Origin of the sequence: Robertkochia sediminum, from assembly GCF_016786255.1 — a bacterium.
Taxonomy (GTDB): domain Bacteria; phylum Bacteroidota; class Bacteroidia; order Flavobacteriales; family Flavobacteriaceae; genus Robertkochia; species Robertkochia sediminum.
Window position 1 is genome coordinate 129,565 of sequence record NZ_JADMKT010000074.1, and the last position, 19,278, is coordinate 148,842.

Here is a 19,278-nt window from a genome sequence, read left to right on the forward strand (position 1 = left end):
ACAAGATATTAAAATAATGAGTTTACTCAATTCCGTAATCAAGATCTTTGTCGGAGATAAAGCAAAGAAAGATGTAAAGGCAATGATGCCGCTTGTAGATAAGATCAAATCTCACGAAGCAGCCCTGGAATCGCTTTCTCACGACGAGCTCAGACAAAAAACACTGGAATTTAAGACTAAGATCAAAGCTGCCCGTACAGACTTTGACGAAAAGATCGCCAAATTAAAGACCGAAGCCGAGTCTTCTATCGATATCGACAAGAACGAAGCACTCTATAACGAGATCGATCAACTGGAAGAGCAGGCCTACAAGGCTACCGAGCAGGTGCTTAACGACATCCTTCCGGAGGCGTTCGCTGTGGTTAAGGAAACAGCCAAGCGCTTTACCAATAACACCAGCATTACCGTAACGGCAACGCCTTTTGACAGAGAGATCTCGGGCAATCACGACTACGTAACCCTGGAAGACGACAAAGCCATTTGGAGCAATTCATGGGATGCAGCCGGAAAAGAGGTTACCTGGGATATGATCCACTATGACGTGCAGCTCATCGGTGGTATCACCATGCACCAGGGGAAGATCGCAGAGATGCAAACGGGAGAAGGTAAGACCCTCGTGGCTACCCTGCCTGTATACCTCAACGCTTTAACCGGAAACGGGGTGCACCTGGTTACGGTGAACGACTACCTGGCCCGAAGGGATAGCGCGTGGATGGCACCTCTGTTTGAATTCCATGGATTGTCTGTAGACTGTATCGACAATCACCAACCGAATTCAGAAAGCCGAAGACAGGCTTACCTGGCCGATATCACCTATGGTACCAACAACGAATTTGGTTTTGACTACCTGAGAGACAATATGGCGCACACCAACAAAGACCTGGTACAGCGCAAACACAATTACGCCATCGTCGATGAGGTCGATTCGGTACTTATTGACGACGCAAGAACACCGCTTATTATTTCCGGGCCGGTTCCTAAAGGAGACCTCCACGAATTTAACGAGCTCAAACCTAAGGTTGCCGACATCGTTTCCAAGCAACGTCAATACCTTACCGGAGTTCTTGCCGAAGCAAAAAAGCTTATAGCTTCCGGCGACAGCAAGGAAGGCGGATTCCAACTTCTAAGAGTATATCGCGGTTTACCTAAGAACAAAGCGCTTATCAAATTCCTTAGTGAAGAAGGCGTAAAACAACTGCTGCAGAAAACCGAGAATTTCTACATGCAGGATAACAATCGCGAAATGCCTAAGGTCGATGAGGCCTTGTGGTTCGTGATCGATGAGAAGAACAACCAGATCGAACTTACCGATAAGGGTATCGAATACCTTTCGGGAGATACCGATTCACAGTTCTTCGTAATGCCCGATATCGGGACAGAGATCGCCAAGATCGAAAACCAGGGACTGGAGGCCGAAGCTGAAGCAGAGCAGAAAGAAGAACTCTTTAAAGATTTCTCTGTAAAGAGCGAACGCATCCACACCCTGAACCAACTGTTAAAGGCCTACACCCTGTTCGAAAAAGATGTAGCCTATGTGGTTATGGATAACAAGGTGATGATCGTAGACGAGCAAACCGGTAGGATCATGGATGGAAGAAGGTATTCTGACGGTCTCCACCAGGCGATCGAAGCCAAGGAGAACGTGAAGATCGAGGCTGCGACCCAGACCTTCGCGACCATTACCCTTCAGAACTACTTCCGTATGTACAGCAAGCTATCGGGAATGACCGGTACTGCCATCACCGAAGCCGGAGAGTTCTGGGAGATCTACGAACTTGACGTTGTCGAGATCCCGACCAACAGACCTATTGCAAGAGACGATAAACAAGACCTTATTTATAAGACCAAGAGAGAGAAGTACAATGCCGTGATCGAGGATATCGTGAAGCTGGTTCAGCAAGGTCGTCCGATCCTCGTAGGTACAACCTCTGTAGAAGTATCAGAGTTGCTCTCAAAAATGCTTTCCATCAGAAAGATCGAGCACAACGTACTCAACGCGAAACTCCACAAAAAAGAAGCCGATATCGTTGCCCAGGCCGGTAACCCCGGCGTTGTGACCATCGCTACCAACATGGCAGGTCGTGGTACCGATATTAAACTATCTAAAGAAGTTAAAGATGCCGGCGGACTCGCCATCATCGGTACAGAGCGCCACGATTCCCGCCGTGTAGACCGTCAGTTAAGAGGTCGTGCAGGACGTCAGGGAGATCCGGGTAGCTCACAGTTCTACGTATCGCTTGAAGATAACCTGATGCGTTTGTTCGGGTCTGACCGTGTAGCCAAGATCATGGACCGCATGGGACTTGAAGAAGGTGAGGTGATCCAGCACAGCATGATGACCAAGTCTATCGAACGCGCCCAGAAGAAGGTGGAAGAAAACAACTTCGGTATTCGTAAGCGACTACTGGAATACGATGATGTGATGAACGCTCAGCGTGAGGTGGTTTACAAACGTAGAAAACACGCCCTTCAGGGAGACCGTTTAAAACTGGATATCGCGAACATGGTGTTCGATACCTGTGAAAGCATTGCCGAGAACAACAAATTGGCTAATGATTTCAAGAACTTCGAATTCGAACTGATCAAGCACTTCTCTATAACATCTCCGATCTCTGAAGAAGAGTTCAAATCGATGACCTATATAGAGATCGCCTCTAAAGTATACAAGGAAGCCTTTACTTACTACCAGGAGAAAATGGAGCGAAATGCCGCTACGGCCTTCCCGGTGATCAAAAATGTCTTTGAAAACCAAAGCGACCGCTTCCAGCGTATCGTAGTACCATTTACCGATGGTGTAAAAACCCTGAAAGTAGTGACCGACCTAAAGGAAGCCTACGAATCGGAAGGTAAAAAGCTGGTGAACGATTTCGAGAAGAACATCACTCTGGCCATTATTGACGATTCGTGGAAAACCCACCTTCGTAAAATGGACGAACTGAAGCAATCGGTACAGCTGGCTGTTCACGAACAGAAAGATCCGCTTCTCATTTATAAGTTCGAAGCTTTCGAACTCTTTAAAGCGATGATCGATAAGGTGAACCGCGAAGTAGTTTCTTTCCTTTTCAAAGGAGAACTACCTACCGAAGATACCAGCAACATCCAGGAAGCCAAGGAAGTTCGCAAAAAGGAAGACTATAAAACCTCGAAGGAAGAAATTCCGAATACCGACGAAATGGCCGCTCAAAATCGCGCCGCCGGACAAACCCCGCAACGCCCTCAGGTAACTGAGACCATCGTTCGCGAACGTCCAAAGATCGGAAGGAACGAAAAAGTGACCATTAAAAATGTGGCCAACGGAGAAAACAAAACCGTGAAGTTCAAACAGGCCATTCCCCTGATCGAATCAGGCCAATGGGTACTTACAGAAGAATGATCGTAATAGTTCACGATTCACAACCTTAAAAAAGGGGAAGCTTAAATGAGGCTTCCCCTTTTTTATTCCCAAATTTTGAATATATTTATTACGGAAAAACCGGACAGGTGAAAACCTGCTCGAAGTCCCCGATCCGGGAAACTCCGGACCGGAATTACGTAAAGCCCCCAGGCAAACGGAACAACCGTTAAAGCCCAAGATCGAAGATGAACGCCTACACGCCCCGGAAAAAGGAAAATACCTCTCCTACCTATCGCTCAGCCGACAAGGTTAATATGGTGGCGCTATTTCTCTCATTACTTCTGATCCCTGCAGCATACTTCCAGCTTGACGCCGTATGGCTGGTTGCACTGGCATCTGTTCTTATTACCGCCACCGTGCTTTACAACCACCGCAGTTTAAACGCCCTCAGATCGGCACAATCCAAAGCCCGGCACGACAATAACCAACTCGAAAAGCGCATTGCCCAGGACGAGATCCTGCTCAAGGAGATCCATCACCGCGTAAAGAATAATTTGCAAACCGTATCCAGCTTGCTCAGCATGCAATCCAGAGGAGTTGATGACGATAACACCCGCGAATTATTGCTCAGCAGCAAACACCGCGTGATCTCCATGGCGCTCATCCACGAGATGCTCTACGCTTACGACGATATTTCAAAGATCCAATACCAGGAATACACCGAACAACTTGTTTCTCAACTGGTACGTTCTGTAAAGGGTGCAGATAACAACATCCACCTTGACATTAGAATGTCTGATATAAAATTAGGCGTAAATACTGCTGTCCCTCTGGGATTACTCATTAACGAGTTTATTACCAACACCCTGAAACACGGGATCCTCGGAGAAGAGCACGGACAGATCACCATCACCCTTGAGAAAGATAGCGAAGACAACTTCCTGCTACAGCTTAAGGATACCGGAATAGGATTTTCTGATGCCATTCTCACCGGGAAACCAAATTCTCTCGGATTACGGCTTATCAACAACCTCGTTCGCCAGCTGCGCGGACAATTGATCAAGGAAGACTCAGAGATCGGAGTGCATTTCAAAGTGTACTTCAGAGAATCGGGAGCCTATAAAAAGAAGATCATCCAACCTAAAAAAGAGGCCCTTACCGCCTGATATGCCCCAAATACCTTATATTTAAAAGAACCAAACGCATTACACCACCAATGGAAACCTATGCCACCGCATTACTATACGCCATCCCCTTTTTTATAGGACTGGTTTTGCTTGAGATCCTCTATGGATATTTTGCCAAAAAACAAACCCATACGGTCATGGACACCGTTTCCAGCCTGAGTTCCGGGCTTACCAACATCATTAAAGACTCTCTGGGACTCGCAGTAGTCCTGGTCTCCTACCCTTTTCTCGAAGAACACCTCGCCCTGATAGAGATCGAAGCCACCTGGGCTGTCTATGTTATAGGATTTATAGCCCTTGATTTTGCAGGGTACTGGAATCACAGGTTGAGTCACAAGGTGAATATTTTCTGGAATCAGCACGTGATCCACCACAGTAGTGAAGAGTTCAATCTGGCCTGCGCCCTGCGTCAATCTATTTCGAATATCTTCGCCTATTTTCCGCTGTTGTTATTACCGGCAGCTTTTCTAGGCGTACCCCCAAAGGTCATTGCCATTTTGGCTCCCGTACAACTCTTTTTACAATTCTGGTATCACACCCGTCATATCGGTAAAATGGGATGGCTGGAATACATTATCGTAACGCCATCACAACACCGGGTGCACCATGCCATCAATCCGGAATACATTGATAAGAATCTCGGACAGATCTTTTGTGTGTGGGACCGTATGTTCGGCACCTTTCAGGAAGAACTGGACGAAGTACCACCGGTCTATGGTGTGCTTAAACCTGCCTCCACCTGGAATCCGGTGATCATTAATTTTCAACACTTCTGGCGACTCTTAAAAGATGCCTGGCGCACCAAAAGCCTGGTAGATAAGCTCCGCATCTGGTTCATGCCCACTGGATGGCGCCCGGCGGACGTTAAAGACAAATATCCCGTAGCGATCATCGAGGACGTATACCACTTTAAGAAATACGCTCCCGAGGCCACACCCTTTCTCCAGGGATACGCCATTTTTCAACTGGTATTTAGTACAGCCCTTATGCTGTTCATGTTCTATAACTACAGTGAGATCGGTTTTGACGGCCTGCTCCTTTTCGGCTTATTCGTCTTTGCCGGGATCTTTGGATACTCAAGCCTCATGGATGGCCATCCGCTGGGAGCCTGGATCGAATGGTTGCGTTCCATCGCCGGGATCGCCTTTATCCTGACCACAGGAGAATGGTTCGGCATCTCGCAGCTCATCCCCTACGGTAAAGAAATGATGCTGATCTATTTCCTCTTCACCATCGCTGCCACCACCTATGTCACTGTTTTCGAACACCCTAAGCCAACCGCAAGATTCACCTAAGCACACATATGGGCATGTTTAACGTGTAAAGCCTGAAAGATATTCCATATCTTGTAGGTTTAAACACCATATACCCGTATGAAAATCTTTAAACCACTCCTCCCTGTGCTCTTCCTTGCCTTTCATTTCGGGATGGCTCAGGACTACTTTTTAGAAAAATACCAACCTTATAGCAGTGAGATCCCCACACCAGAAGATTTTCTGGGCTACGGGATCGGAGAACAACACACCCGTCATGACCTCATCGTTGCCTATCTCAAGACCCTTGCTGCCGTATCCGACCGCGCTGAGATCGAAGAATACGGCAAAACATACGAAGGTCGCTCCCTGGTGATCCTGCGCATTAGCGAACCGGACAACCTGGCCAACCTTGAAAACTATCGCAAGGAACACCTGAACAATCTTCAGGGAGAAGCCAAATCTTCGGCAAACCTGCCTGTTTTCATTCAACTGGGATACAATGTTCACGGAAATGAGCCCTCGAGTTCAGAGGCAGCATTACTAACAGCTTACACCCTGGTGGCATCTGAGCACGCTGAGATCAGTAAATACCGTCAAAACGGGGTTGTTTTCCTGGACCCCACCATTAATCCGGACGGCAGAGACAGACATACCCATTGGGCCAACAGCTTTAAGGGTGACCCACTCGTGGCAGACCCCCAGGATATCGAACACAATGAAGGCTGGCCCAGGGGAAGAACCAACCACTATTGGTTTGACCTCAACCGGGACTGGCTTCTGGCCATTCACCCTGAAAGCCGGGGCAAGCTCAACTGGTATCACCACTGGTACCCGAATGTGGTGACCGATTTTCATGAAATGGGCACCCAAAGCACCTACTTTTTCGAACCCATGAAAGCCATCGGGTCCAAGGACCCCATCATGCCTGAAGAAAATTACGAAAAGTTGAACGAGCTTTTCGGGGACTATTTTGCCGATGCACTGGACGAGATAGGATCACTGTATTTTACCGGTGAAGCCTTTGACGGCACCTACCCCGGTTACGGATCGTCTTACCCCGACCTGCAGGGCGGACTCGGACTTCTCTTTGAGCAAGCCAGTTCCCGCGGACATGTTCAGGATACCGATATGGGGCAAGTGACCTTTCCTTTCACCATCAGAAACCAATACACCTCAGGGATGGCTACGGTAAAAGCCGCAGTAGATAACAAAGAATACCTCAGGGATTACCAGCAGCGTTTTTTCCGTTCAGGATTGGATAACGCCCGAAAAAGCGGGATCCGGGGTTATGAATTCGAAGTAAAGAACGACCTGAACCGGCTGAAAGCGTTCATGGACAAATTACTCATACACCGCATCGAAGTCTACAAAAGCGGAGACGACCGTTTTATAGTACCTACCGAACAACCACAATACCGCATGGTGCAGACCGTTTTTGAAACCTACGACTCCTATCGCGATAGTGTGTTCTACGACGCTTCTGCCTGGTCGCTGGCAAATTTCTACAATGTAACATACCAGCCGGTAAAAACCAGGATCAAAATCGGAGACAGAGTAACCACAACCACCGACCTGGGAACCATTCCAGAATTATCACGATCTAATTATGCCTACCTGGTAGACTGGAGAGACTACAACAGTGCGGCATTTCTCAACTACCTCCAGGAACAGAAACTCAGAGTGCAATCGGCCGCTAAAGGATTTACAAGCACTATTAACGGCAATGCACAAACATTTAGCCCGGGCACCCTTATTATTCCCGTGAGCAGGCAAGATCAGGACGCTGAGGAAGTGTATGAGATGATCAAAGCAGGAGTGGAACGATTCGGAGTACCGGTATACCCTGTGAATACGGGTTATAACAGAGGACAAGGAATCGACCTCGGAAGTCGTCATGTCGTACCTCTTACAACACCTAAGGTATTCATGCCCGTAGGCCAGGGAGTGAACTCTTATGAAGCCGGGGAAGTATGGCACCTTTTAGACCAGCGTGTTGAAATGCCCATTACCAAGATCCCGATGCGAAATATGCCAAACGCTTCTTTAGACCCATACAACACCATGGTGATGGTATCCGGGAGGTATAACGCCTTAGACAGCAGTGCAAAGGCAAAGCTCAAAGATTGGGTAGCTAAAGGAAATACCCTGATCGCTACAGGAAGCGCTGTAAAATGGGTGATCGAAAATGAAATGGGTGATGCCGCACTTACCGAAGCCCCAGAGAAGGACGCATCGGAAATTACAGCGCGCAAACCCTATATTGATCATGCAGAACACCTCGGAAGAGAAGAGGTTGGCGGAGCCATTTTTGAGGTCGACCTCGACCTGACCCACCCTGTTGCTTTCGGGTATACCGACCGCAAATTACCGGTGTATAAGAATAATGAAGTGTGGCTTGCTCCCAGTAAGAACCCCTATAATACGGTGGCGAAATATACCGAAGATCCGCATATCGACGGATTTATCTCCAAGACCAATCTCGAAGATCACCTAAAACCTTCAGCATCGGTTGTCGTGAGTAAACTAGGTAGAGGGCAGATCATCTTATTTGCAGATAATCCCAACTTCAGAGGGTCTTGGTACGGCACCAACAAAATGTTCCTGAATGCACTGTTCCTGAATTCCCTCATCCGGAATCCGTAAACAAAGTTTTCAAAAAAGGGCCCGATGGCCCTTTTTTTTTGATGGATTCGGGGTTACGAGGTTATACCATTATACGGTTATACGGTTATGCAGTTATGAAGTAATGTGAGATGGGAGATGAGGGATGAGAGATGAGAGATGGGAGATGGGAGATACGGGATATATAATCACCTTCATCTCTTTACCTCTGAAGTTATGCGGTTATACAGTGACGCAGTGACGCGGTGATGCAGTTGATAAAACCACCCCGACTAACTCATGAACGTAGCCACTCCTCCTTGGAAAGGAGGGGATAAATCACAACTACCAGGAGGCCAATAATAACATTCCGGAACTTTAAAAGTAGAACGTTCTCCTTCCCCTTATGAAGGGGAAGGTGGCGACGCTGTAAGCGTTGACGGAAGGGTTATTCCCCCTGTCACCCTTTTACCCTCCGAAGCTTTAGCGCAAGAGGGCTTTCCCCACTTACCCACATCCCTACTTACCTACTTACCTACTTACCTACTTACCTACTTACCTACTTACCTATGATTTGTAAGGAATATCACTATCTTCAGACCTATCAAAGAAACCATCCTATGAAAACGTTACCCGCATTGCTGAGCATCCTCAGCTTTTTTGTGATCACTTCCTGCCAATCGGCCACCAAAGACAAGAACGACACCTCCAAAAATACTGCGAACAGCGAATCAATAGAGCCGGAGAAGCGCTCTCCTCAGGACCTTTCACAATATAAAACCGCCTACTTTGCCAGTGGTTGCTTTTGGTGTGTGGAAGCTGTTTTCGAAAGTGTAAAAGGGGTTAAAGAAGCTGTATCGGGTTATGCCGGAGGAACCGAAAAGAATCCCACTTACGAGCAGGTGAGCTACGGCAGAACCTCCCATGCAGAAGCTGTCATGGTGTACTACGACCCAGAAGAGGTGAGTTTTGGCACCCTGGTACAGGTATTTTTCGGATCTCACGACCCTACCACCCTGAACAGGCAGGGCCCTGATAAGGGCGCACAATACCGTTCGATAGCTTTTTATAAGACGCCTGAAGAGCGTCGCATCATTCAGGATTATATGATCAAATTGGAAGAAGGCAACTATTTCAGCAGACCGATCGTTACCGAAGTGAAAGAAATAAAAAAGTTCTGGGAAGCAGAAGATTACCACCAGGACTATGAAAGACGCAATCCGGACAATCCCTACGTGAGGAATGTATCCATTCCCCGACTCAGGAAATTTCAGAAAAAATACCCGGAATTACTCAAGGAAGGTATTCATTAGATCCCCTGAAAGTTCACATTGCTGTAGTTAGCGATGATATGAATGCTTCGACCACTTCCAGCCGACTTACTGTAACCTTTTATCTGCTTGCTATTTTGCAGCTGATTCACGTTAAGATCGAGGCTTGCAGGAACTTTCATCCTTGAAAAGGTTGATCGCGCATAGATATCAAAGGCCACTTCAGGTAAGACCAGGGTTGCATCGGAGTTTTCGATAACCACATCGAGGGAAACGAAATCATCGTTGAACTTATTGATGACCAGATCACCAAAACTCCCATTGATAATGGCATTGCCACTGAGCTCTTCTATTAGCACATTAGACGACTTGGCATCCATGTTAATATTGTGCACCTTTTTTAGCTCCAGGGCTTTGGCGTAGCTCACATTGAGCGCACCTTCTTTCCAGTGATCCACGAGCATGGGTGAGTAAGCAGCGGTGATCTTGGTCTGTTTCCCATCCACCATGGGGGCATGCAACCTTGTGTAAGACAAGGTTGCATTGATGTTCTTATAATTTTCTGCAAGTTTGATCTCCCCGTGACGTACATTAAGGTCGAGTTTTGCACCCTTAGGGGCTTTGATCTTAATGGTTCTTTTGATCTTTAGGTTCTTAGCCTCCCCCTCATTGGTGTAAAAGAACACCTTGGAATCGGACCCCGGTTTCACATCAATTCTGCGATACCCACTAACGGTAGCTCCATCAGAACCGGGAGCAACACCATTTGCGCGAAACCCATTGATGACAACGGCAGCATTGGCACGCGCTTTATGAGCTTCCCTTCTGGCCTCCTCAACGAGGATGCGTATCTCTGCCTGGTTTTCTTTAATTTGCTTGCGAACTTCTTCTCTCATGCGCTCGCGCTCCTCCTTGGTCTTAGCCATTTCCTCACGCACTTTCTGCATCTCTTCTTCTACCTTCGCCATCTCACCTTTACGGTCTTTGTAAATCTCTGCTACTTCCTTACCCCATGCCTCAAATTCGGCCTGACTCTCATCGTCAAACTTTTCTTTGAATTCAGCCTTCCATTTTTCGAGGTATGCTTCTCCTTCCTTCTCGTAAGCCTCAAAATCGAAATCCATATCTCTGAAATTCATCGGCGGCATGGGAGGCATTTCAGGCATTACAAAATTCTCCGGTACTGCTGCAACAATGGCATCCACGTCCGGGATCTGGAATTCATAGGTAAAATTATTCTCACCCTCCTCTAAGAACACCACCGATGGCGCATGACGATTGCCGTGGATAATGGTTCCTGTAGACACCGTGACTTTGCTGCTGTTTCCTACAGCTTTAAAGCCCCATTGCTTAAAGATCTCCTGAGCTTCTTCTTCAGAGACTCCTTCGATCTCTATCGTAGCTTCGATAGCCACCTGGTTTCGGTTCCAGGTATCAAAGATCAGGTCGGTATAAGCTGTGTTCACTTCCAACTGCACTGCTTTATCGACATCAAACTTTTCGCTGTAGCTTTTCGTTTGGATTTGAGCAGCAACTCCGGTAGCCAACAATAGCGTTATCGCGGTAAATACCTGATTAAATGGTTTGCATATTAATCGTTTCATTTTCTTCTTGTTTAAGTTCTTGTAACTGATTTTTTAGTCGGTACAACAAATCCAATCGCAACTGGAGGTTATCGATCAGGGCATCTACTGTTTGCTGGTTCGGACCGATCTCGTTGAGCTCCCGGGTAAGGGCCTGGTATTCATCATCGAGTTCAGACAACCGGGACATATATCCCGATACCAACTGCTTGGTCTCTTCACTCATTTCGATAGAAGCCAATTCCATATTGATGCTCGCCAGGTAGTAATTCTCGATCTTCCCCAGGTCGGGTGAAAGATCACCAAGTGTGATCTCGGTAACTTTCTCCCCGGTTGACCCTTCGGTTCCGGCAACACCATTCCCGGCGTCGATCACGGGACCAGCCTGTTGAAAGTAAACGAACACCCCCGCGGCCAGTACCAGCAGAAAACCTGCTGCAATACGCATCCAGAAGAAAGAATGTCCTTTTTCATTTTGAGGTAACTCTTCTTCCAACAGGGCTTCAAAGCGTTCACGATGACCCTTGGGCATCGCCCCGGCTGGCTTTGCACCATCCTCTTTGAGCAATTTTCTAATATCCTGTGCCATATCGCAAGTGTTTTAATTCGTCTTTTAGTTTTCGTTTTCCTCTTAACAGCTGGGTACGCGAGGTATTCTCTGTGATTCCCAGTATCCCCGATATTTCAGCATGATCGTACCCCTCGAGCAGGTACAACATAACCACGTACCGGTACTTTTCCGGAAGGCCTTCTACAGCCTCCCTTACCTGGTCTGCAGTGATCCCGTCAGCTACACTCCAATCCTCATCTTCGGCATCGGCGATCTGCAGATAACCTTCATCGAGCGATCGGAGGTGCTCTTTACGCGCTTTCAAAAAGTCAATACTTTTATTGATCACTATGCGCTTCAACCAGGCGCCAAAAGTAACATCTCCCCGAAACTGATCCAGATTACGAAACGCTTTAATAAATGCTTCCTGCGTAACATCACGGGCATCATCCGCATCTTTAACATACCGTGTCGCTATGGTATACATGGCGTCACAATACGAGTCATAAAGTCGCATTTGGGCCCTGCGATCATTGTTACGACATTTCTCGATCAGTTCTTCTTGAAACATTCCGGTTGGTTTCTCTCGGGTTGATTACATTTGTTGTACACTCTAAAGACGACACGATTCAGGTTGCGTTGCAAAAACATCACATTTTTTTGAAAATACCAGATCCATATGGGATTCACTATTAAAAATACGCTTTTAGAACTTGACACCACGCCCTGGGGCGCCAGCATGACAGGACTTTGGCTAAACAATGCCAATGGCCAGCGTATTAATGTGATCTACGGGTATGAGGAAGAAGACATGTACCGTGTGAACATCCCGTTTTTAGGGGCCACCTGCGGGAGATATGCCGGACGTATCGCAGGTCACGCTTTTACGATCAATGACATCAGATATACCCTGGAATCAGACGGGGAGGTTCACCTCCACGGAGGATCCCACACCCTTGGCAGGCAAAAGTGGACGCTAAAAGAAATTCACGAGGGGAAAGTACCTTACATTGTATACGCTATTAAAAGTGCACACCTCGAGGGAGGCTATCCGGGAAACCTCGAAGCAGAAGCGCGGTTTACCCTTGAGGAGAACCGGGTGAAGATAAGCTACAGTGCGCGCAGTGACAAGGATACCTACCTCAACCTGACCAACCACAATTACTACAATCTGGATGGCGGCGGAAATGTGCGCTCTCACCGGCTTATGGTAAACGCCGATACGTACCTGGAAACAGACCACTTGCTCATACCCACAGGAAAACAGATCCCTGTAAAGGGAACAGCTCTTGATCACCGGAAGGAAAAAGACCTCGACAACACCTTCTCAGAGGTCATCCCCGACAACACCTTTGCGTTAAACAGAGACCGCCAGGCGGCTGCCAGCCTTTATAGTCCCGGCAGTGGTATTTTAATGAAGGTATTTACCGATCAACCGGGATTGGTGGTCTATACCCCGGAATTCTTACCGGAAACCCAATACAAGAACAGGCCGCCCGGGAAATACGCTGCTGTGTGCCTGGAGGCACAGCAATTCCCAAACGCCCCAAATGAACCCGGGTTTCCTTCGGCTCTCTTAAAAAAGGGAGATACCTACCGCAATGAGATCAACCTGGAATTCTCTATTCAGTAGGCACGTACCCTGACCTTTAATCTTCAAGGATATTGAGGGTTACATCTATATTGTCTTGTGTAGCTCTGGAGTACGGACAAAGATCATGGGCTTCTTCGACCATGGTTTCTGCGAGATCCAACGAAATTCCGGGCAGGTACACATCAAGGGTCACTTCCAGAAGAAAACCATCTTCCTCAGGATGTCTTCCAATACCCACGATAGCGGTAACCTCGATATCATCGGGTTCAGCCTTATGCATTTTGGCCACGGCATCAAGCGCACTTCCAAAGCAAGCCGCATATCCCGCAGCGAACAGCTGCTCCGGATTGGTATGCGCCCCGCCCTTACCTCCGAGTTCTTCGGGAAGTTCCAGTTTAAAATCAAGAATGCCGTCGCTACTGCTCACGTGTCCGGCCCTGCCTCCTGTAGCGGTGGCACTGGCCTCATATAAAGTCTTCATATAAAGTATTTTACATTAAGATACGGGAAAGCCATCAATACACTATGAATGAATTATTAAATTTGTTGTAAATTTTGAAAAAACCCAGGTAATTCCTTCGCATCTGTCATGAACGAAAACCCTAAAGTGCCAAGTGAGGACTTTAACACCAACAAAGCTGCCATATCAAGGATCAGAGCCCTTAGAAAAAAAGGAGACACTCCTGAGATCATTGCTGACAAGATCCTGAAAGGCGACCGGGTGGCATTAAGTCGTGGCATCACCTTGATCGAAAGCAGAAACCAGGCGCACCAGGAAATGGCGCGAACGGTGATCGAAAAATGCATCGGTAAGGAACAACGCTCCGTTCGTCTGGGCATCACAGGTGTTCCCGGAGTGGGGAAAAGCACCTTTATCGAACAACTCGGTAAACTCCTCATTGCCAAAGCACATAAGGTAGCCGTACTCGCGGTAGATCCCAGTAGTGGTATTTCAGGAGGTAGCATATTAGGCGATAAGACCCGGATGCAACAGCTGGTTCAGGAAAACGATGCCTTTATTCGCCCTTCCCCTGCAGGTGACTCCCTTGGTGGGGTAGCACGAAAAACAAGAGAATCGATCATTCTGTGTGAAGCTGCAGGCTACGACGTGATCATTATTGAGACCGTAGGGGTGGGCCAAAGCGAAACCGCCGTACACTCCATGGTCGATTTCTTTCTCTTACTTAAACTTGCCGGAGCAGGCGACGAACTGCAAGGCATAAAACGCGGGATCATGGAAATGGCCGACGGCATTGTGATCAACAAAGCCGACGGCAACAATATAAAGAAAGCGCAAAGTGCAAGGATCGAATTTAAACGTGCCCTACACCTATTCCCTCCCAAAGAAAACGGATGGACCCCGGAGGTACTTACTGCCTCGGCCCTGAACAATGAGGGACTGCCCCAGGTATGGGAACTCATCGAGCAATATGTTAGCCGGAACAGGGAGAATGGCTGGATCTCAAAGCATCGCATTCAGCAGAATAAACAATGGGTGCTGCAAACCATAGACGAGCAACTAAAACTGCGATTTTACCAGAATCCCGGGATCAAAGCAGCCCTGGAGCAGCAACTTCAACTTGTGGAAGAAAATAAAACCTCACCCGTAACCGCCGCACATTATTTGCTCGACCTCCGGCATTAATACACTGAAATGAACTACCTTTGCAACGATTTTAAAGACCCCAAATGAATTACGAGTTTACCATTATTGTACCGGTATACAATGAAGAAGAGAACCTGCAAAGGGTTGAGGAAAAGTTATCGGAATACCTGAAGATCGCCAGTCGCAAAACACGAATCCTTTTTGTGAACGATGGCTCTAAAGACCAAAGTCAGCAATTGATCGAAGCGATCTGCGCACGAAATGAAGATTTTGAATACCTGCTGTTCAAGGAGAACAGAGGGCTAAGTGCTGCAATAAAGGCCGGATTCGATCACGTGGAAACTCCGTTGACAGGGTATATCGATGCCGACCTGCAAACGGCTCCTGAAGATTTCAACCTGTTACTTGCAGAGATCGAAGACCACGAACTGGTAACCGGAGTACGCTCAAACCGCAAGGATTCGTTCGTTAAAAATATGTCTTCGACCATTGCCAATGGCATTCGACGTGCCTTTACCCATGACGGTATGGACGATACCGGATGTCCGCTTAAGGTGATCAAGACCGATTACGCGAAACGAATTCCGATGTTTAAAGGCCTGCACCGCTTTTTACCTGCCATGATCCTGCTCCAGAACGGTAGGATCAAACAGATCACGGTGCAACACTTTCCCCGTATCGCCGGTACGGCTAAGTTCGGATTATGGAATCGCCTGCTGGGACCGCTGGCCGATTGTTTTGCCTATCTCTGGATGAAGAAAAAATACATCAATTACGAAATCGCCAAGAAAAGTTAAGAATGAACACCTGGTTGATCTATGCCGTGGGTTTTATTGCCCAGATCCTCTTCTCCGGGAGGCTGTTCCTCCAGTGGTTCATATCTGAGAAGAATAAAAAGGTATTAACACCCACGCTTTTCTGGAAATTAAGCCTTCTGGCTTCTTTTCTCCTTTTCGTTTACGGTTGGCTCAGAGACGATTTTGCCATCATGCTCGGTCAGACGCTTACGTATTTTATCTATATCAGGAACCTTCAACTACAGGGCGAATGGAGTAAAAGTCCGAAAGCACTTCGGTACTTTCTCCTGATATTCCCTTTCCTGATCGTTGCCTACGGATACAACAACAACACCTACGACCTGAACGAACTTTTTTCCAATGACGCTATTCCGCTATGGTTGCTCATCCTGGGAAGTATCGCCCAGGTGATCTTTACCCTTAGGTTCGTTTACCAGTGGATCTATTCTGAAAAGAACAAGGAATCGTCGCTCCCTATGGGATTCTGGATACTCAGTCTTACCGGCGCCCTCCTGATCTTTATCTATGCGATCTTCCGTAAAGACCCGGTATTATTGGCCGGACATTCCATGGGCTCGGTGGTTTATATTCGCAATATCATTCTCCTAAAAAGACAACATGATAGCACTGATTGAAAAACACCCCTTTCGATTTCTCATCCTCATTGCTTCGATCATCTTTCTGATCAACCTCGACGTTCTCTATGTAAACATCATGGAGGCGCGTAATTTTGTTACCGCCCGGGAAATGCTCACAGAGCAAAACTGGGTTCTCACCACCATGAATGACTTTCCGAGGTATGAAAAACCACCACTTCCAACCTGGCTAACCGCTATTTCAGCAAAACTCTTCGGCGTTCACAACCTTTTTGGCCTGCGTCTTACTGCCGCCCTGAGCGCCATATTCCTGGCCGGAGTGGTATACAACATAAGCGATTACCTCAAAAAGAACACCACCTATGCGCTCTACAGCGGACTCATCCTGGTGACCTCATTTTATATTGTTTTTGCGGGAAGGAACGGACAGTGGGATATTTACACCCACGCCTTTATGACGGGAGCTATTTACTGGCTTATCAGGCTTTTCATGGATAAGGATGGTACCTGGAAGCATGCCCTGCTGGCGGCTGTTTTCTTTGCTGCTTCCTTTCTGAGCAAGGGGCCTGTATCCCTCTATGCCCTGTGGCTCCCCTTTATGATCGCTTTTATTACTGTTTACCGAAAAGACTTTTTCAAACAAAAGGGACTTCCCTTTGCGGCGTTCCTGGTGCTTGGCCTGATCGCAGGAGTAAGCTGGTTCGTTTATGTAAGGTTTGCCGATCCCGAAGCCTTCCTGGAGATCACCAGGGAAGAAACCGGCAACTGGTCAAGTTATAACGTTCGTCCGTTCTGGTATTACTGGAGCTTTTTTACCCAAAGCGGACTCTGGACCCTTCCGGCGTTTACCGCTTTGCTATACCCCTATTTAAAAAGCAGGGTTTCCGATCTTAAGATGTACCGGTTCACCCTGATCTGGACCCTTGCCGCAGTAGTCTTGCTTTCGATCATTCCGGAAAAGAAATCACGCTACCTCCTCCCTGTGCTTATTCCCTTGGCGATGAATACCGCCTTTTATGCCGAATACCTCGTTGCCTCTTTTAAGAGCATGACCAATTGGAAAGAAAAACTACCGGTATACCTCCATTTCGGACTACTGGCCCTCTTAGGCCTTGCTTTTCCCGTTGGAGGCTACCTCTTTTTAGGCGACAACCTCCAGGATCACCTCTTGTGGTTCGCAGTTGCAGCCATAGTACTTTTTGGGCTGGGCGTAGCCTTTGTTTCAGCCATGGTCAACCGCGATTACGCTAAACTCTTTTACCTGAGCATCTTTTTGATCGTAGCCATTGTTAGTTTTGTCCTGCCACTTAGCAAAGCGCTCTATAAGAATCCGCAATTCAACAACATTGCTAACTACGCCGATAAGGAAGAAATTCGCTACTCTTACGGGGAGCCTGCTCCCGAAATGGTTTGGCACCTCGGGCATGCTGCGCCGGACATCACCCATTTGGCCGATGACCAACCCCCTGAAGCCGATCAATTCACCATTCTGGTAACCCCATCTCTCGAAGCTGAATTTAAACGTATCTTTGCTCCTGATCATACCATCGAGTTACTGGAGACCTTTGATATAAATTATACGGCGGCTCCGGAAACAAAAAATTATAAAGACCGTCTGGTAAGTCACTATTACCTGCTAAAAAAGAAATAAACCATGCTTACAAAAATTGAAAAGGCTACTTACGTGATCCTCGCGGCATTCTTTGCTGTTAGCGTTTACTTCGGGATCACCGATGAAAAATTCTTCAACGATGTGATCACCACAGAAGACGGCGTAGTGGAATACGGTACTGCAGTATTCTTATTTTTGATCGCTGCACTCAGTGCTTATCGTCTTTATACATTGGGTAAGCACAAATCGTTTACCTGGAAACTGGGGGTACTTGCCTTTGTCCTGCTGTTCATTTTTGGTGCGGGAGAAGAGATCTCCTGGGGCCAGCGCATTTTCGGCATTGAATCAAGCGAGTATTTCCTTGAAAATAACGCCCAGAAAGAAACCAACCTCCACAACCTGGTTGTTGGAGGCAAGAAAGTAAATAAGGTGATCTTCAGCCAGCTTTTAATGGTGATCATGGTGATCTACCTGATCGTGACTCCGATCCTGTACCGCAAAAAGCAGTGGGTCAGAGACCTAATGGATCGTTTTGCAGTACCCGTTGTTCAATGGCATCATACGATAGCCTTCCTGGTTTGCACGGCTCTGGTAAGCATTATTCCTGCAGAAAGAAAATGGGAGATCTACGAACTTGCATTTGGAGTGATCTTCCTGCTCATCTTTTTAAATCCACTGAACAAAGCGATCTTTAAGCGATCTTAAACGCGCGGTTCGCCCTGGTGAATATTGCGTAGAAGATTCCGGCATTAAGCAAGCCGACAAGCATTCCCGTGAATACATCCAAAGGGAAATGCACCCCGATATACACCCTGCTGTAGGCGACCATAGAAGCCCAAAGAAATAAGAACACCGGTAGTGGCCTGAAGTATTTGCTGAATCCCATCACAAAAAACAAGGCCAGGGCAAAGCTGTTGGCGGCATGGGCCGAGAAGTAACCAAATTTTCCTCCGCAGCTGGCTTTTACCAACCTGAACAGTCCTTCGAGCTCAGGGTCGTAGCAGGGCCTTAACCGTTCGAATCCATATTTAAAGGCATTGGCCAATTGATCGGTCGCAGTGATCATCAAGGCTACCGATACCAATAACAAAAGAGCCTTTCGCCATCCGAGAAAATAAAAGGCCATGACCAAAAGGGCAGCATATAGCGGAATGGATGACCACTTATCGGTGATGAACATCCAAAAGGCATCCCAGGAAGGGTTCCCCAGATTGTTCAAGGTTAAAAACAATTCTTTATCCCAGGATACAAGTTGCTCGAGCATAATGCAGTTGATCTGTAGTTTGCGGTA

General features: G+C 47.3%; 16 protein-coding genes. 11 read left to right on the forward strand and 5 right to left on the reverse strand.

The features are described from left to right. The first annotated feature begins 16 nt into the window (after positions 1 to 16). The 5 genes from secA to msrA all read left to right on the forward strand — a co-directional run bounded on the left by secA (position 17) and on the right by msrA (position 9,691). Positions 17 to 3,373: a preprotein translocase subunit SecA gene (secA, locus tag IS446_RS07465; protein ID WP_203059417.1), complete on the forward strand. Its 3,357-nt coding sequence runs from the start codon at positions 17 to 19 to the stop codon at positions 3,371 to 3,373. A 206-nt stretch (positions 3,374 to 3,579) separates the two neighbouring features. Beyond that, positions 3,580 to 4,500, forward strand: a complete 921-nt coding sequence (locus IS446_RS07470; protein ID WP_203059418.1) for a sensor histidine kinase — start codon at positions 3,580 to 3,582, stop codon at positions 4,498 to 4,500. Positions 4,501 to 4,550: 50 nt separating this feature from the next. Then, on the forward strand, positions 4,551 to 5,816 hold the full coding sequence (locus tag IS446_RS07475; protein ID WP_203059419.1) for a sterol desaturase family protein: 1,266 nt from the start codon (positions 4,551 to 4,553) through the stop codon (positions 5,814 to 5,816). 78 nt (positions 5,817 to 5,894) lie between these two features. Beyond that, positions 5,895 to 8,420, forward strand: coding sequence for a M14 family zinc carboxypeptidase (locus IS446_RS07480; RefSeq protein ID WP_203059420.1), 2,526 nt, complete (start codon positions 5,895 to 5,897; stop codon positions 8,418 to 8,420). 578 nt (positions 8,421 to 8,998) lie between these two features. After that, on the forward strand, positions 8,999 to 9,691 hold the full coding sequence (gene msrA, locus IS446_RS07485) for a peptide-methionine (S)-S-oxide reductase MsrA (RefSeq protein WP_203059421.1): 693 nt from the start codon (positions 8,999 to 9,001) through the stop codon (positions 9,689 to 9,691). On the opposite strand, the gene IS446_RS07490 is transcribed toward msrA, so the two are convergent. Genes IS446_RS07490 through IS446_RS07500 form a run of 3 tightly spaced genes read right to left on the reverse strand, consistent with a single transcriptional unit; the run spans position 9,688 to position 12,353 of the window. Then, entirely contained in the window at positions 9,688 to 11,253 is a 1,566-nt protein-coding gene (locus tag IS446_RS07490) for a hypothetical protein (protein WP_203059422.1), read from the reverse strand. The genes msrA and IS446_RS07490 overlap by 4 nt on opposite strands. Further along, on the reverse strand, positions 11,225 to 11,821 hold the full coding sequence (locus IS446_RS07495) for a hypothetical protein (protein ID WP_203059424.1): 597 nt from the start codon (positions 11,819 to 11,821) through the stop codon (positions 11,225 to 11,227). Before IS446_RS07495 ends, IS446_RS07490 begins: the two co-directional genes overlap by 29 nt. Beyond that, positions 11,805 to 12,353, reverse strand: a complete 549-nt coding sequence (locus IS446_RS07500; protein ID WP_203059426.1) for an RNA polymerase sigma factor — start codon at positions 12,351 to 12,353, stop codon at positions 11,805 to 11,807. Before IS446_RS07500 ends, IS446_RS07495 begins: the two co-directional genes overlap by 17 nt. Positions 12,354 to 12,461: 108 nt before the next feature. On the opposite strand from IS446_RS07500, the gene IS446_RS07505 reads away from it, so the two are divergent. Next, positions 12,462 to 13,415, forward strand: a complete 954-nt coding sequence (locus IS446_RS07505; protein ID WP_203059428.1) for an aldose epimerase family protein — start codon at positions 12,462 to 12,464, stop codon at positions 13,413 to 13,415. Positions 13,416 to 13,431: 16 nt separating this feature from the next. Here IS446_RS07505 and IS446_RS07510 read toward each other — a convergent pair whose 3' ends face one another. Beyond that, complete coding sequence (locus tag IS446_RS07510) at positions 13,432 to 13,857, reverse strand: organic hydroperoxide resistance protein (protein ID WP_235996443.1); 426 nt, start codon at positions 13,855 to 13,857, stop codon at positions 13,432 to 13,434. A gap of 108 nt (positions 13,858 to 13,965) precedes the next feature. Here IS446_RS07510 and meaB point away from each other — a divergent pair, with 108 nt between their 5' ends. The 5 genes from meaB to IS446_RS07535 are packed head-to-tail and all read left to right on the forward strand — an operon-like array spanning position 13,966 to position 18,692. Continuing rightward, entirely contained in the window at positions 13,966 to 15,021 is a 1,056-nt protein-coding gene (meaB, locus tag IS446_RS07515) for a methylmalonyl Co-A mutase-associated GTPase MeaB (protein WP_203059430.1), read from the forward strand. A 44-nt stretch (positions 15,022 to 15,065) separates the two neighbouring features. After that, positions 15,066 to 15,779, forward strand: a complete 714-nt coding sequence (locus IS446_RS07520; protein WP_203059432.1) for a glycosyltransferase family 2 protein — start codon at positions 15,066 to 15,068, stop codon at positions 15,777 to 15,779. A 2-nt stretch (positions 15,780 to 15,781) separates the two neighbouring features. Next, entirely contained in the window at positions 15,782 to 16,414 is a 633-nt protein-coding gene (locus IS446_RS07525) for a lipid-A-disaccharide synthase N-terminal domain-containing protein (RefSeq protein ID WP_203059434.1), read from the forward strand. Next, positions 16,398 to 18,026, forward strand: a complete 1,629-nt coding sequence (locus tag IS446_RS07530; protein ID WP_203059436.1) for an ArnT family glycosyltransferase — start codon at positions 16,398 to 16,400, stop codon at positions 18,024 to 18,026. Before IS446_RS07525 ends, IS446_RS07530 begins: the two co-directional genes overlap by 17 nt. A gap of 3 nt (positions 18,027 to 18,029) precedes the next feature. Next, on the forward strand, positions 18,030 to 18,692 hold the full coding sequence (locus IS446_RS07535; protein WP_203059438.1) for a hypothetical protein: 663 nt from the start codon (positions 18,030 to 18,032) through the stop codon (positions 18,690 to 18,692). Here the strand turns inward: IS446_RS07535 and IS446_RS07540 are convergent. After that, entirely contained in the window at positions 18,679 to 19,251 is a 573-nt protein-coding gene (locus tag IS446_RS07540) for a phosphatase PAP2 family protein (RefSeq protein WP_203059440.1), read from the reverse strand. The two genes, IS446_RS07535 and IS446_RS07540, sit on opposite strands and share 14 nt — an antisense overlap. Positions 19,252 to 19,278 lie beyond the last annotated feature (27 nt).

Coding starts and splice junctions, on each gene's coding strand:
- secA (WP_203059417.1), top strand. CDS start 17: ATGAGTTTACTCAATTCCGTAATCAAGATCTTTGTCGGAGATAAAGCA.
- IS446_RS07470 (WP_203059418.1), top strand. CDS start 3,580: ATGAACGCCTACACGCCCCGGAAAAAGGAAAATACCTCTCCTACCTAT.
- IS446_RS07475 (WP_203059419.1), top strand. CDS start 4,551: ATGGAAACCTATGCCACCGCATTACTATACGCCATCCCCTTTTTTATA.
- IS446_RS07480 (WP_203059420.1), top strand. CDS start 5,895: ATGAAAATCTTTAAACCACTCCTCCCTGTGCTCTTCCTTGCCTTTCAT.
- msrA (WP_203059421.1), top strand. CDS start 8,999: ATGAAAACGTTACCCGCATTGCTGAGCATCCTCAGCTTTTTTGTGATC.
- IS446_RS07490 (WP_203059422.1), bottom strand. CDS start 11,253: ATGAAACGATTAATATGCAAACCATTTAATCAGGTATTTACCGCGATA.
- IS446_RS07495 (WP_203059424.1), bottom strand. CDS start 11,821: ATGGCACAGGATATTAGAAAATTGCTCAAAGAGGATGGTGCAAAGCCA.
- IS446_RS07500 (WP_203059426.1), bottom strand. CDS start 12,353: ATGTTTCAAGAAGAACTGATCGAGAAATGTCGTAACAATGATCGCAGG.
- IS446_RS07505 (WP_203059428.1), top strand. CDS start 12,462: ATGGGATTCACTATTAAAAATACGCTTTTAGAACTTGACACCACGCCC.
- IS446_RS07510 (WP_235996443.1), bottom strand. CDS start 13,857: ATGAAGACTTTATATGAGGCCAGTGCCACCGCTACAGGAGGCAGGGCC.
- meaB (WP_203059430.1), top strand. CDS start 13,966: ATGAACGAAAACCCTAAAGTGCCAAGTGAGGACTTTAACACCAACAAA.
- IS446_RS07520 (WP_203059432.1), top strand. CDS start 15,066: ATGAATTACGAGTTTACCATTATTGTACCGGTATACAATGAAGAAGAG.
- IS446_RS07525 (WP_203059434.1), top strand. CDS start 15,782: ATGAACACCTGGTTGATCTATGCCGTGGGTTTTATTGCCCAGATCCTC.
- IS446_RS07530 (WP_203059436.1), top strand. CDS start 16,398: ATGATAGCACTGATTGAAAAACACCCCTTTCGATTTCTCATCCTCATT.
- IS446_RS07535 (WP_203059438.1), top strand. CDS start 18,030: ATGCTTACAAAAATTGAAAAGGCTACTTACGTGATCCTCGCGGCATTC.
- IS446_RS07540 (WP_203059440.1), bottom strand. CDS start 19,251: ATGCTCGAGCAACTTGTATCCTGGGATAAAGAATTGTTTTTAACCTTG.